This is a genomic window from Enterococcus avium, assembly GCF_002891025.1.
GTDB classification, from domain to species: Bacteria; Bacillota; Bacilli; order Lactobacillales; family Enterococcaceae; genus Enterococcus_A; species Enterococcus_A avium.
In genome coordinates this window covers 1,547,519-1,561,166 of sequence record NZ_NBSL01000002.1, presented here as the reverse complement: position 1 = coordinate 1,561,166, position 13,648 = coordinate 1,547,519, and the positions used below count along the sequence as shown (strand labels likewise).

The following is a 13,648-nucleotide window of genomic DNA, read 5'->3' as shown; positions in this document are numbered from 1 at the left end:
TAGTATCGCCTCGCCAAATTAAATGCAAATTTTGGCGAGGCAATTCTTTACATCATTTTTTTTGCTTTTTCTGTATTAGCAAAATGGAGCTTTGCAAACTTGCGTAATAAATCTATTCCACCCTGTCGCAATAGTTTAGCAGCAAGTTCGTCAGAAGGTTTGCCTGCTCCAGAAGGAACTTTTGTCCCTAATTCTAATGAAGCTTTGTCCAGTTCATCAAGAAAGCTTGCACGACTAATAATAGAAGCTGCTGCAACAGAAAGGTGATATTGTTCTCCTTTAGTAACAAAATAGATTTTTTGCTCGACGCGTTGAGGCTCTTGTTTAACATATTTCATGTAATTAGCTTCGGAAGTGAATTGATCAATTAGGATCGCTTCGGGTTTTGTTGGTGCAATCTGATCTAACAAGAGACGGATTGCTTGATTATGCAATGCGACCTTCATTCGAACAGCATTATATTTCGGTTGAATCTCATTATATTTTTCTGGATTCACGACTAATAAACGATAAGGAATCAGTTCTTTGATCGCTGTTGCTATTTTTCGGATTTGATCGTCAGTAAGCATTTTTGAGTCTTTTACTCCTAAGCGTTTTAAAGCATCAAGATGTTCTTTATCAGCATAGGCGGCACAAACACACAATGGACCGAAGTAGCTGCCGTTTCCAACTTCATCACTGCCAAGCACAGCTAATGAGGCAAAATTTTTAGGTAGGCTACTACTTGTTTTTGCTGCTGAAGGATCTGAGCTTCCCCAATGTGCGGCTTCTTGTTCAGCATTTTTTCCTTGAAACAGGACTTTTCCCGATGTGTAGGCGGTAATACTGGTGCCATTTTTTTTAGCAGAAAATTCACTGTAAGGAACTTTCTTATTTAGAAGATAGTCAGCATAGTAGTTTTTCAGTTTTTTGATTTCCGTTTTTGATAATTTAAGTACAGCAGAACCCATATTTTTTCTCTTTTCTTTAAGTTAATTGGCTTTCAATTGATGAAAGTTGTACATACGAAAGATTTTAGCATATAATATATTAGTGTTTTTGTTATCAGAATATTTTTTATAAAAATTGTTTGAGGAAGGTTGATCGATATGGCGCAAAATCGCTATAAGGCAATCGTTGCCGGTCAGACTTATACTATCATTGGACAAGAATCCAAGCAACATATGGATATGGTTACCGCGTTGGTCAATGAACAGTTAAATGAGATCATGTCGTTATCACCTGGGATTACGCAAGAAAAAGCCACGATGTTATTGGCGATCAATGCGGTCTCAGATCAATTGAAAAAGCAAGAAGCGTTGATGAAGTTGGAAAAACAACAAAATACGCTTGAAGGGCAAGCAGCCCATAATCTAGAGCTAGAAAATCGTATCAAGAAAATCGAAGCAATTGAAGCCGAAGCCAAAGAAATCATGCGGAAAAATGGGAAAGAAAATGTTCCAATCCGAAATCACGTAGAAGCGCAGCAAATCGTTAACGAAAACAGAAAACGTGAGATTCAAAAAAGAGCGGCAAATAAATAAGTGAGGGATACTATGTTAACATTGGTAATTTTATTTGCATTATTACTATCTTTTTACGTGGGTTACCGTCGCGGTACAGCCTACCAGATAGTATTTTCGATTGGATATTTGATATCCTTCGTAGTTGCTCGGATGTTTTATCAGCAATTAGGATCTCACTTGGATTTATTTGTACCTTATCCATCCGTAACAAATGAATCGAAAATGGTCTATTACTCTGTCGAACAAGCTTTTAATTTAGATAAAGCTTTTTATGCTGGAGTGGCGTTTGTCATGATTTTAGTCATCGGTTGGTTGGTGACGCATCTGTTCGCAATCTTTTTTAAAGATTTACTATTCAAAGTGCTTATTCCTCAATATGATGGTATTGTAGCAGGTGTCTTACAATTAATTGTTTGCTATGTTAGCATTTTTCTGATTTTGAAGTTAGCAAGTTTCGTACCGATGGCCTTAATTCAAAATCAAATCGAAGGAAGTTGGTATGCTCGGTTTATGATCGAACATTCGCTGTTCTTAAGTTCTTATTTTAATAATTTATGGGTTACAAATATTATTGGATAAATGAAAAACCGGGACGCTGTTTGACAGGTTTCGGTTTATTTATGTATAGAAGGTGAAAAAATGAATGAACGTATTCTAAAAACGTTAGAGTTCGAACAAGTAAAAAAAATGATTCAACAGTATTTAACAACTGAACAAGGGGAAGAAGAAATCCGTCAATTAACACCTTCTAATGATGAGGATACTATCCAGGCATGGCTGGATGAAACGGAAGACGGAATGAAGGTTCAACGCCTACGCGGAGGATTACCAATTCCTAAATTAAACAATATCAAGCCACACATGAAGCGAATTGAAATCGGAGCTAATCTAAATGGATTAGAGCTGGCTGAAGTCTCGCGCGTACTTTCTACTACAAGTGAATTGGTGCGTTTTATTGAAGATTTGAAAGATAGTGAATTAGAATTTTTGCGTTTATATTTCTGGGAAGACCAATTAACCACCTTACCTGAATTGAGTGGAAAACTCCGTCGTTCGGTGGAAGAAGATGGTCGTGTACGAGATGAGGCTTCACCCGAATTACGTATAATCCGCAGTCAAATAAGGCGTAGCGAACAAACAATTCGTGAACAATTAGATGGATTAATTCGTGGGAAAAACGCAAAGTATTTGAGCGATAGCTTGATCACAATGCGAAATGATCGATATGTGATTCCTGTGAAGCAAGAATACCGTGGTGTTTTTGGTGGAGTAGTTCACGATCAGAGCGCTTCTGGTCAAACCTTATTCATGGAGCCAAAACAAGTTGTTGAGTTAAACAATCGGTTACGACAGCAGCAAATTGCAGAACGGACTGAGATCGAGCGTATTTTAGCTGAGTTATCTGCAGAATTGGTGGCCCCTCGTAAAGACATTTTACACAACGCCTATGTATTAGGACGTTTTGACTTGATGAACGCTAAAGCACGCTTTGCCAAAGCTCTAAAAGCAGTCGTACCAATGATTAATCAAGAAAATCATGTGTTTTTCAAACAAGCACGTCATCCATTATTAGATCATGAAAAAGCGGTAGCTAATGATCTTATGATTGGAGAAGATTTTCAGGCTGTCGTTGTTACGGGTCCGAATACTGGTGGGAAGACCATTTCTCTTAAAACCCTAGGCCTTTTGCAGCTGATGGGACAAGCGGGTCTGCCGCTGCCTGTTGGTGAGGAAAGCGAGATGGGAATCTTCGATGAAGTTTTTGCGGATATTGGTGATGAACAATCAATTGAACAAAGCTTATCGACTTTCTCTTCTCATATGACGAATATTGTTTCAATTTTAGATAAAATTGATGAGCATAGTTTAGTGTTGTTTGACGAACTAGGTGCAGGAACAGATCCACAAGAAGGAGCGGCATTAGCAATCGCAATTTTGGATGCAGTTGGGGCAAAGTCTTCCTATGTAATGGCAACCACTCACTATCCAGAACTAAAGATCTATGGTTATAATCGATCAAATACGATCAATGCAAGTATGGAGTTTGATGTTGATACATTAAGTCCAACGTACCGACTATTGATTGGTGTACCTGGACGTAGTAATGCTTTTGAAATTTCTCGTCGACTTGGATTAGATCCATTAGTGATCGAAAATGCTAAACAAATCATTGATGAAGAAAGTCAAGACCTGAACGAAATGATTTCTGATTTAGAGAATCAACGAAAGGCGACGGAAACAGAATATTTGGAGATTCGTCATTATGTAGATGAGTCTGAGAAATTATATCGAGATTTGAAAAATGCCTATTCCTATTTCTTCGATGAACGAGAAAAAGAAATGGAGAAAGCTCGTAAGAAAGCTAATAAGATTGTTAGTGAAGCTGAAGAAAATGCAGAAAAAATCATTAAGGATATCCGTCAGATGCAACTGGACGGCCAGGGAAATGTAAAAGAACATCAATTGATTGATGCAAAGACCCAGTTGGCTGATCTTAAACAAGATGAAAATCTTAAGAAAAATAAAGTATTGCAAAAAGCTAAAGCAAAGAAACAATTTAAACCCAACGATGAAGTGATCGTTGAAACATATGGTCAACGTGGAACACTGATTAAAAAAGTCAGCGATAATGAATGGCAAGTCCAACTAGGGATTTTAAAGATGACTGTCTCTGAAGATGATATGACTTTGACTACCCCGATAGAAGAACCAAAGCAGCGTGTAATCACTGGTATTCAACGAGGCGCTAGTTCCAAAGTAAAACCAGAGCTGGATTTACGTGGAAAACGCTATGAGGAAGCCTTAGCAGAAGTGGATCAATACATTGATGCAGCCCTTTTAGCAAACTTTGCTCAAGTTCGAATTATTCATGGGAAAGGAACGGGCGCTCTACGCAAAGGCATTACTGATTATTTAAAAAATAATCGGAATGTTCAGAACTTTGAGTTTGCCCCTGCAAACCAAGGTGGAAGCGGTGCGACGGTGGTAACCTTTAAATAGTTTACAAGTGTAAGCAGAACAGTAGCGAAGAAAATGGGACCGTGCTATACTACTTTTAGTAAGAAAAACAGATGCTAATTTTTAACGCATCTAAGTTATAATAGGAGGAATTCAAATGTCACAAGTAGTTACTGATAAAACTTTTAACGAAGAAACAGATAACGGTCTTGTTTTGATCGACTTTTGGGCAACCTGGTGTGGGCCTTGTCGTATGCAAGCACCGATCTTAGAACAATTATCCGAAGAATACGATGAAGATGAGTTCAGAGTTGTAAAGATGGATGTGGATGAAAATCCAGAAACACCAGCATCCTTCGGCATTATGAGCATCCCAACACTGGTTTTGAAAAAGGATGGACAAGTTGTTGATAAAGTCATCGGTGTTCATACGAAAGATCAATTAAAAGAGCTTATCCAAGCTCACATGTAAGAAATTGAGCTGGGCATTTTGTCCAGCTTTTTTGTCAGTTTAGTTTTAATCTAATGATGTAGCTCGGAAGGGAAGCAACTTATGAACGAACGAATCAAAAATAAATTAGCACTTTTACCAGATCAACCGGGCTGTTATCTGATGAAAGACAAAAACGGTACGATTATTTATGTCGGAAAAGCTAAAATCCTAAAAAATAGGGTACGCTCTTATTTTACTGGCAGTCACAATACCAAGACAGAGCGTTTAGTCAGTGAAATCGTGGATTTTGAGTATATCGTAACAGAATCCAATATCGAAGCATTACTACTCGAGATCAACTTGATCAAGAAAAATGATCCCAAATACAACATCATGCTGAAGGACGATAAAACCTATCCTTTTCTAAAAATCACCAATGAAAAATATCCTCGTTTGATGATTACTCGAAAAGTCTTGAAGGATAAGGCTCATTATTTTGGCCCATATCCCGATGTGAATGCAGCTAATGAAACAAAGAAATTATTGGATCGATTGTTTCCACTTAGGAAGTGCAAGCCGTCACAAAAAACACCTTGTCTTTATTATCATTTAGGACAATGTTTGTGTCCTTATGCTTTTCACGTTGATCCTCAAGTTTATAAGGACATGGTAGAAGAAATCAAACGCTTTTTAAATGGTGGTCACACAGAGATTCAGAAGCAATTAGAAGAAAAAATGAAACTGGCAGCTGCAGATATGGAGTTTGAAAAGGCAGCGGAATACCGTGATCAGATCAGAGCAATTGAAACAGTCATGACAAAACAAAAAATGACGAATACTGACTTGGTGGATCGTGACATTTTTGGTTATGCGACAGACAAAGGCTGGATGTGTGTACAGGTATTCTTTGTCCGTCAAGGGAAATTAATTGAGCGAGATGTTTCGATGTTTCCATTTTATAATGATGCAGAAGAGGATTTTTTAACCTACATTGGACAGTTTTATCAAGAAAATGAACATTTTATTCCTAAAGAGGTTTTGATTCCTGATAATATTGACAAGCCTAGTGTTGAAGCGATGCTGGCAACAAAAATTTTACAACCACAACGTGGAGAAAAGAAAAAGCTAGTAAAATTGGCAGGGAAAAATGCCCAGGTCGCTTTGAACGAAAAATTCGATCTAATTGGTCGAAGTGAAGCGCGAACGATTGGTGCGGTTGAAAAATTAGGCGATGCTATGAATATTCCCGCACCGATTCGAATTGAAGCTTTTGATAACTCTAATATCATGGGAACAGATCCAGTATCTGCCATGGTAGTTTTTATTGATGGGAAACCTGCTAAGAAAGAGTATCGCAAGTATAAAATCAAAACGGTCAAGGGACCAGATGACTATGCGTCCATGCGTGAGGTCATTTATCGTCGTTACTCTCGGGTATTAAAAGAAGGATTACCATTCCCAGATTTAATTGTGATTGACGGAGGGAAAGGCCAAGTTGATGTCGCGAAAGATGTATTAGCTAACCAATTAGGGATTGATATCCCAATCGCGGGTCTAGCAAAAGATGATAAACACAAGACGAGTGAGTTGCTATTTGGTCCAGAGTTGAACGTAGTGCCTTTGGAACGCAATTCACAAGAATTTTTCCTGCTGCAACGTATTCAAGATGAAGTCCATCGCTTTGCGATTACTTTTCATCGCCAGCTGCGCAGTAAAAATAGTTTTGCCTCAAAACTGGATAATATTGATGGATTAGGTCCAAAACGTAAAAAAATGTTGCTGAAGGAATTTAAGTCACTAAAGAATATCCAAGCAGCAACCGTAGATGAGCTACAAGAAGTAGGTTTGCCAAAACAGGTAGCTGAAAATACATTTAATCAATTGCAAGAAAAATAATGTATAGCACCCTTTACACAAAATGTAAAGGGTGCTATACTTTTGTTATGAAATGTAAAGGGACCTATACATTTGAGGAGTGGTCGTTTGAAAAATCGAATCCAAGAATTACGCAAAGAACGCAAAATGACTCAAAGTGAATTGGCTGATCATTTAGAAGTGACCCGCCAAACGATTATATCTTTAGAGAATGGACGGTACAACGCCTCGTTGATCCTAGCCTATAAAATTTCGCGATTTTTTGATTTAATGATAGAAGAAGTTTTCATTTTTGATGAGGAGGATGAATAATGAAGGAGTTATCAAAACTAGATCGCGAGTATCGAGAGAAATTACGCAAGAAGAACATAGGATATTTGGCTGCAATTATCTTTATGTTAATCTGTTCTGCAATCTTATTTATTGGTACAAAGTGGTATGAGTTGAAAATAAATGATCATGCAGTAGGATTTTTGTCAGGATTCTTTTTTTCGCTCTGTTCAGTATTTGTGATCTTTCTCTTTAAAAATCGCCAAACGATGAAGAACCCTGAAAAGCTAAGACAGGAGCGTATCGTTAAGACCGATGAGCGAAATATTGAGATTTCTGCGAAGTCACTACAAATAACGACCTTTGTGATGGTTATTAGCTTAGCTATTTTGAGCATAGTTGGCAGTTTCATTTCAAGAACATTAATGACGACAGCTAGCGGATTGCTAAATTTATTTCTAATCAGCTATATAATTAGCTATTTTTTCTACAAAAAGAAACTATAAGCATTCAGTGATGTATCCATTTTTTAAGGAAAGTGGATTTAATAATAAAAAGGAGTGAGAAAATGTTAGAGGTTAAGAATTTGAGTAAAAGTTTTGGATCGTATAAGGCTTTAGATAATATGAGCTTTACGATTGAAGACGGGAAGATTTTGGGGTTGATCGGACAAAATGGTGCGGGAAAAACGACAACATTTCGTTTGATCTTGGACTTCTTAACAAAAGATTCTGGCAGTGTTTTATGGAATGGGCACACATTGTCGGGAAAAGACTATAATACAATTGGTTATTTACCAGAGGAACGAGGGTTATATCCTAAAGTAACGATTGAGAATCAATTACTTTTCTTTGCTTCATTGAGAGGAAAGAGTAAACAAGAGATTGCACCAAAAATTGATGAATGGATGGAGAAATTTCAAGTCAAAGGTAAGAAGACCGATAAAGTAAAATCGCTTTCTAAAGGAAACCAGCAAAAAGTGCAATTGATTTCAACGTTGATTCACGAACCAAAGTTAGTGATTTTAGATGAACCCTTCAGCGGATTAGATCCGGTCAATGCAGAATTATTGAAAAATGGCATTATTGAATTAAAGGAAAAGGGCTCGTGTGTCATTTTCTCAAGTCATAATATGGATAATGTTGAAAAAATCTGTGATCACCTGATCATGCTGCGAAATGGTGAAACAGTCTTAAATGGGAAGGTACATGAGATTCGCGAATCATTTGGACGAAGTAAATTGTATCTAGAATCTCATTTGACCAAAGAAGAATTAGAAGCCTTTTCGGGAGTTCATACAGTGATTCAGAAAGAAGACGGTAGTTTTGATATAACGTTGGAAGATCCAGCGGCTGGTCAAGAAATTTTTGTTAAAGCGACAAAGGACGGCTATATTCCTATGTTTAATCAACAACCACCAACACTAGAAGAAATTTTCAAATGGAAAGCAGGTGCTGTAAATGAGTAAAATGGGTATTATTATCAAAGATGTATATAAAAAGAACGTAAAATCGACAGCCTTTCTCATTATGATTCTAGCACCATTTTTACTTATGGGGATTTTCTATTTGTCACAATATTTCTTCGGTGATGCAAATGACATCAATAAAATCGGAATCATAAGTGATCAACCTGCGATAGCAGAGCAGTTGGCTGAAACTAAAAATGATGATTACAAATTCAAAGTAATTACCAGCGACAAAAAAGCACAAGCACAGTTAGAGGATAAAAAAATCGATGCCTATCTTGATTTGAAAATGGGCAGCGATCAAGTTTCTGGAAAACTTTACAGCAAAACATCTTTAGGAACCTCAACTGAAATGCAGTTACAACAAATTTTAAGCTCGATGCAGGCGAATATTCGTGCTAGTCAATTGAATCTGACTACAGCACAGGTTCAAAAAGTGATGGAGCCAGCAAAATTTGAATCGACAAAAGTTATTTTTGAGAACGGAAAAATGAAAAATGACGGTGGGGACTCGGGAACACAGTTTATCTTGAGCTTCTTGACGACGATCATTATGTTTGTGTTTATTGTCAGCTATTCATCCATCATCGCTCAAGAAATTGCCTCTGAAAAGGGCACGCGAATTATGGAAGTCTTACTTTCTAGCATGAAGGCTAAAACGCATTATTATGGGAAACTGTTGGGTGTATTATTAGTAGCCTTAACTCAATTATTGATCTACGGTGTTGCTATTGTACTAGGATATAGACAGTTCAAAGATATGGACATGGTAAAGGATCTGCTTAGTAATGTATCAATTAAGGCCTTATTAGGCAGCGGAGCTTTTGTCATTATAACCTTCATGTTGGTGGGGCTATTCTTGTACGCAGTATTATCAGCGTTATGTGGTTCTTTAGTAAGCAAGCCAGAAGACACGGCGAAAGCAATCCAGCCTGTAACCTACTTATCGATGATTGGCTATATGTTGAGCTTGATTTTAGGAACCTCTGATCCAACTAATGTAATAATCAAAGTTACTTCCTATATTCCTTTCTTATCGTCTTACAGTATGCCTTTACGACTTGCCTCTGGAACTGTAGCACTTTCTAGTGCTTTTGTATCCTTAGCAATCTTAGTTTTATTCACGATTTTCTTAACACTTTTCTCAGCTCAGTTGTACAAATCAAATGTATTAGTGTACAGCGAAGGTGGAACGTGGAGTGCTTTGAAACAATCAATTTCTATCATGCAAAATGATCGGAAAAAGAAATAATCAATTCAGTTGACCGTTGAAACAAAATCTCCGACAATAGAGTTGTACTAAAAACAGTAAGGCTCATATTAATGACGAACAAGGAGGAAGTTTGATGGACATAACAAAACAGTTGGCAAATGGGATTGAGATGCCAAGACTTGGTCTAGGTGTATGGCGCGTGGAAGACAATGACGCGACGAATTCTGTAAAGTGGGCAATCGAAAACGGCTATCAATTGATTGATACGGCAGCGGTATATAAAAATGAGCGAGGCGTTGGTGAAGGAATTCGACAATCAAACACTAAACGAGAAGATTTGTTTATTACCACAAAACTTTGGAATGCTGACCAAGGTTATGATTCTGCCCATCAGGCTTTTAATGATAGTTTAGAACGTTTAGGTTTAGACTATGTTGATCTTTATTTGATCCACTGGCCTGTTGAAGGCAAGTTTAATGACTCCTGGAAAGCGATGGAGGAGATTTATGAAAGTGGAAGAGCAAAAGCAATTGGTGTGTCAAACTTTCATCAGCATCACATTGAAGAACTTATGAAAACAGCGAAGATCAAACCCATGGTCGATCAAATCGAACTGCATCCGACTTTAACGCAAGTGGAATTACGTGATTTTTTAGCGAAAGAAGGTATCGCTGTTGAAGCATGGTCGCCTCTTGGTCAAGGGAAGATTTTGCAAAATCCAACGCTTGTTGAAATTGCGGAGAAGCACGATAAATCTGCTGCCCAAGTGATTATTCGCTGGCATTTACAAAGTGATAGTATTGTGATTCCAAAATCTGTCCATGAAGAGCGTATTAAAGAAAACTTCGATGTATTTAACTTTGAATTAAATGATGATGAAATGAAACGGATTGATGCTCTGAATATTAATGAGCGATTGGGAGCAGACCCAGATAATTTTGATTTTTAAATTTAATAACGGTATTTACCTGTTATACAAAAAACATGAACAGACATCTCCATGTCTGTTCATGTTTTTTTATTAGAATTTTAAAATGTGAAGCACTTCGTTGTTTTGTTTTTTAAACAAAAAAATAGAATTATTTTTGTCAGAATAGTATTTCGTGAAAATATTTATGATAAAATAGCAAGAAAAAGGAGGGTTTTGATGGAAGAATTTTTAGTAAAAATTAATTCTTTGATTTGGGGAGCTCCGATGATCATTCTCATTTTAGGAATCGGCATTATTTTAACCATTGGTTGCCGGATGATCCAAATCCGTCGTTTACCTTTGGCGCTGAAGTATATGGTGAAAAATGAAGAGGGCGGTCAAGGGGATGTTACTAGTTTTCAGGCATTATGTACGGCACTATCAGCAACGATCGGTACAGGAAATATTGTCGGCGTCGCTACTGCAATTGTCGCTGGAGGTCCAGGGGCCTTATTTTGGTTAGAACTCGCAGGATTGTTAGGAATGGCCACGAAATACGCAGAAGGTTTATTAGCGGTAAAGTATCGCACGTTTGATGATCATGGAAAAGCATTAGGCGGACCGTTTTATTATATTGAAAACGGATTAGGACCTAAGTGGAAATGGTTAGCTAAGATGTTCGCCTTTTTTGGAGCAATTGCTGGTGTGATCGGAATTGGTACGATTGCTCAGATTAACGGTATTACTTCTGCTGCGGAAACCTTCTTTGATCCGGAAAAATTAAATACGCTTACACTTTTTGGCAATGAATACTCTTGGGCGGTTATTATTACGGGTATCGTGGTAACAGTTTTAGTCGCCATTGTTTTAGTCGGAGGCGTTCAAAGAATTGCCCGTGTATCTGAAATTATCGTTCCATTGATGATCGTAATCTATGTTGGACTTTGTCTTTTTATGGTTATTTTAAACATTACGAAATTACCTGGTGTCATTGTCGAAATTTTCCAAAGTGCCTTTGGCTTACGCGCTGTATCAGGCGGAGCGTTAGGAGCGATGATGATTGCAATGCAAAAAGGAATTGCTCGAGGAATCTTTTCAAATGAGTCAGGTCTAGGAAGTGCCCCCATTGCGGCAGCAGCTGCACAGTCGAAAGAGCCGGTGCGTCAAGGATTGGTTTCAATGACCGGGACCTTTATTGATACGATTGTTGTCTGTAATATGACCGGGATGGCGATTATTCTAACTGGAGCATGGAAAACAGGATTAGATGGTTCTGCTGTAACGATTTATGCGTTTGCGGAGGCATTGCCACTTACCCAAACGGTGGCATCGCTTTTATTGATGATCTGTTTAGCATTCTTTGCTTTCACAACTATTTTAGGATGGAATTACTATTCAGAGCGTTGTCTAAGTTACTTAACGGGTGGAAATACCAAGTTTTCAGCGATATTCCGTTGGGTTTATATCTTTGCTGTTTTCATCGGACCGTATTTAACTGTTTCGGCAGTGTGGACGATCGCTGATATTTTTAATGGATTAATGGCCTTTCCAAACATTGTCGCTTTGATTCTGCTGAGTCCAGTTGTATTCAAAGAAACCAAATCTTATTTTAGTCGATTATCTGCAGGTGAAGTAAAGGAATTTTCATCTGTGTCGTTAACGGATGCTTCACTTGATGATGACTAAATTCAAAAAAATACAAAAAAGCTGTGGCAAAACAATGATTTTGCCACAGCTTTTTTGTTATTCGTAACGTAAGGCATTGATTGGATCTAACCGAGCTGCTCGATTGGCAGGGAAAGTTCCAGCTAAAAATGCAATCAGCATAATAATTAACAGGATGATCAACATGGACGGCCAAGAAAACTGTAACAAGGTTAAACCTGTGAGTCCGTCTAAAAATGAGGTTGTAGCAAAATCATTTAAAAAATGCCCTGCTACAACAGCACCAGCGATTCCTGTAACGCCTCCCCAGAAGCCAATCAATAAAGCTTCTATACTGAAGGTTAAAAAGACTTTGAAGCGCCCCATTCCCATAGCCTTCATCAAACCAATTTCTCGTGTACGATCTTGAACAGACATGTATAGTGTATTGATAATTCCAAAACTTGCAGCTAATAAGGCAATTGCACCAAATAGAGTGAGTACACCCGTGATTGCGTTGATAACTTGACGAATCATCCCAATTTCATCTTCAACGGTCATAGCAGCAAAGCCTTTTTTGTTCAAACGTTTCTTCAGCTGTTCGATTTGTTTCTTCGATAAGTTTTTATCCATAGTAGCAAAAAGGGTCCCATACTTATTTTTCATATTTTCTGGCAGTCCTTTTTCATTCACACTAACAATTTTGTCTGATAAGGCTTTACTCATAATCGATTGGCCTTGTTGAATCAAACTAACATTTCGAACGCCTACAATAGTTGCATTAAGAACTTCTTGTTCCCCGGTAGCTTGACTGCTGACCGCAATTTTTAAATTCTGATTGAGTGCGTCTTTGGCTGTTTTGAAGCCTAAAGATTTCATATATTCTGGAGCTATATTAATTTCATACTTATCACCAGTACTGTTTACTTCACGTCCGGCTTCTAAATCAATTGAAATATCACTGACACTTACAGCAGATAAAAGATATTTTTCTCCATCATTTCGTTGAATGTAGTCGGTTGACAGAAAATGAAAAGGTTCGACTTTTTTAATTCCTTTTGTTGCCTTGATTTTATCTAAATCCTTTGTCGTCAAATAATCGGCATCTGCTCCAGAAGCCTTATCAGGATCGTACTTTTGCGGTTCATTGTCAGTAGACCCCATTTGAGATTCTGGAAAGACCATCAGCTGATCTTCGCCGCCTACGCCACTGATTTGTCGATCAATATAATCATTGACACCATTATTGACACCAGTTGTTAAAGAAATTGTAAAGGCACCGATGAAAATAGCGATCACCGTTAAAACCGTTCGCCCCTTGTTGCGCCATAGGTTTGAGCTTGCAGATTTGATAATGTCAAATAGTTTCATG

The 13,648-nt window shown here is 37.7% G+C and carries 13 protein-coding genes; 11 read left to right on the top strand and 2 right to left on the bottom strand.

The annotated features are described in order from the left end of the window. Positions 1 to 47 precede the first annotated feature (47 nt). A complete protein-coding gene (rnhC, locus tag AUF14_RS07970; RefSeq protein WP_049219280.1) occupies positions 48 to 950 on the bottom strand; it encodes a ribonuclease HIII in 903 nt (300 codons plus the stop codon). A gap of 138 nt (positions 951 to 1,088) precedes the next feature. Between rnhC and zapA the strand changes: the two genes are divergently transcribed. From zapA to AUF14_RS07915, 11 genes are all read left to right on the top strand, one after another. Next, positions 1,089 to 1,523 carry a cell division protein ZapA gene (zapA, locus tag AUF14_RS07965; protein ID WP_016181998.1) on the top strand — a complete coding sequence of 145 codons (435 nt, stop codon included), beginning with the start codon at positions 1,089 to 1,091 and terminating at the stop codon, positions 1,521 to 1,523. A 12-nt stretch (positions 1,524 to 1,535) separates the two neighbouring features. Continuing rightward, the gene (locus tag AUF14_RS07960; protein WP_102865984.1) at positions 1,536 to 2,084 is read left to right on the top strand and encodes a CvpA family protein; all 549 of its coding nucleotides are present in this window, start codon (positions 1,536 to 1,538) and stop codon (positions 2,082 to 2,084) included. Between the two features lie 60 nt (positions 2,085 to 2,144). Continuing rightward, a complete protein-coding gene (locus AUF14_RS07955; protein ID WP_049219282.1) occupies positions 2,145 to 4,505 on the top strand; it encodes an endonuclease MutS2 in 2,361 nt (786 codons plus the stop codon). A 115-nt stretch (positions 4,506 to 4,620) separates the two neighbouring features. Further along, positions 4,621 to 4,935 (top strand): thioredoxin, encoded by a 315-nt coding sequence (gene trxA, locus AUF14_RS07950; protein WP_010744490.1) that lies wholly within the window; start codon positions 4,621 to 4,623, stop codon positions 4,933 to 4,935. 81 nt (positions 4,936 to 5,016) lie between these two features. Next, positions 5,017 to 6,792: an excinuclease ABC subunit UvrC gene (gene uvrC, locus AUF14_RS07945; protein ID WP_016182001.1), complete on the top strand. Its 1,776-nt coding sequence runs from the start codon at positions 5,017 to 5,019 to the stop codon at positions 6,790 to 6,792. 87 nt (positions 6,793 to 6,879) lie between these two features. Next, a complete protein-coding gene (locus AUF14_RS07940) occupies positions 6,880 to 7,083 on the top strand; it encodes a helix-turn-helix transcriptional regulator (protein ID WP_016182002.1) in 204 nt (67 codons plus the stop codon). Then, on the top strand, positions 7,083 to 7,547 hold the full coding sequence (locus AUF14_RS07935) for a hypothetical protein (protein WP_016182003.1): 465 nt from the start codon (positions 7,083 to 7,085) through the stop codon (positions 7,545 to 7,547). Before AUF14_RS07940 ends, AUF14_RS07935 begins: the two co-directional genes overlap by 1 nt. A 62-nt stretch (positions 7,548 to 7,609) precedes the next feature. Continuing rightward, on the top strand, positions 7,610 to 8,509 hold the full coding sequence (locus AUF14_RS07930; protein WP_049219284.1) for an ABC transporter ATP-binding protein: 900 nt from the start codon (positions 7,610 to 7,612) through the stop codon (positions 8,507 to 8,509). After that, entirely contained in the window at positions 8,502 to 9,761 is a 1,260-nt protein-coding gene (locus tag AUF14_RS07925; protein ID WP_016182005.1) for an ABC transporter permease, read from the top strand. Before AUF14_RS07930 ends, AUF14_RS07925 begins: the two co-directional genes overlap by 8 nt. 94 nt (positions 9,762 to 9,855) lie before the next feature. Then, a complete protein-coding gene (locus AUF14_RS07920; protein WP_049219287.1) occupies positions 9,856 to 10,671 on the top strand; it encodes an aldo/keto reductase in 816 nt (271 codons plus the stop codon). 198 nt (positions 10,672 to 10,869) lie between these two features. Further along, positions 10,870 to 12,318 carry an alanine/glycine:cation symporter family protein gene (locus AUF14_RS07915; RefSeq protein WP_016182007.1) on the top strand — a complete coding sequence of 483 codons (1,449 nt, stop codon included), beginning with the start codon at positions 10,870 to 10,872 and terminating at the stop codon, positions 12,316 to 12,318. Positions 12,319 to 12,375: 57 nt separating this feature from the next. Here the strand turns inward: AUF14_RS07915 and AUF14_RS07910 are convergent, their stop codons facing one another. Further along, positions 12,376 to 13,647, bottom strand: a complete 1,272-nt coding sequence (locus tag AUF14_RS07910; protein ID WP_016182010.1) for an ABC transporter permease — start codon at positions 13,645 to 13,647, stop codon at positions 12,376 to 12,378. Position 13,648: the final 1 nt, after the last annotated feature.

Excerpts from the sequence above, each read along its gene's own strand:
- AUF14_RS07915 (WP_016182007.1), top strand. The coding sequence starts at position 10,870 with ATGGAAGAATTTTTAGTAAAAATTAATTCTTTGATTTGGGGAGCTCCG.
- trxA (WP_010744490.1), top strand. The coding sequence starts at position 4,621 with ATGTCACAAGTAGTTACTGATAAAACTTTTAACGAAGAAACAGATAAC.
- AUF14_RS07930 (WP_049219284.1), top strand. The coding sequence starts at position 7,610 with ATGTTAGAGGTTAAGAATTTGAGTAAAAGTTTTGGATCGTATAAGGCT.
- AUF14_RS07935 (WP_016182003.1), top strand. The coding sequence starts at position 7,083 with ATGAAGGAGTTATCAAAACTAGATCGCGAGTATCGAGAGAAATTACGC.
- AUF14_RS07925 (WP_016182005.1), top strand. The coding sequence starts at position 8,502 with ATGAGTAAAATGGGTATTATTATCAAAGATGTATATAAAAAGAACGTA.
- zapA (WP_016181998.1), top strand. The coding sequence starts at position 1,089 with ATGGCGCAAAATCGCTATAAGGCAATCGTTGCCGGTCAGACTTATACT.
- AUF14_RS07960 (WP_102865984.1), top strand. The coding sequence starts at position 1,536 with ATGTTAACATTGGTAATTTTATTTGCATTATTACTATCTTTTTACGTG.
- AUF14_RS07920 (WP_049219287.1), top strand. The coding sequence starts at position 9,856 with ATGGACATAACAAAACAGTTGGCAAATGGGATTGAGATGCCAAGACTT.
- AUF14_RS07955 (WP_049219282.1), top strand. The coding sequence starts at position 2,145 with ATGAATGAACGTATTCTAAAAACGTTAGAGTTCGAACAAGTAAAAAAA.
- rnhC (WP_049219280.1), bottom strand. The coding sequence starts at position 950 with ATGGGTTCTGCTGTACTTAAATTATCAAAAACGGAAATCAAAAAACTG.
- uvrC (WP_016182001.1), top strand. The coding sequence starts at position 5,017 with ATGAACGAACGAATCAAAAATAAATTAGCACTTTTACCAGATCAACCG.
- AUF14_RS07910 (WP_016182010.1), bottom strand. The coding sequence starts at position 13,647 with ATGAAACTATTTGACATTATCAAATCTGCAAGCTCAAACCTATGGCGC.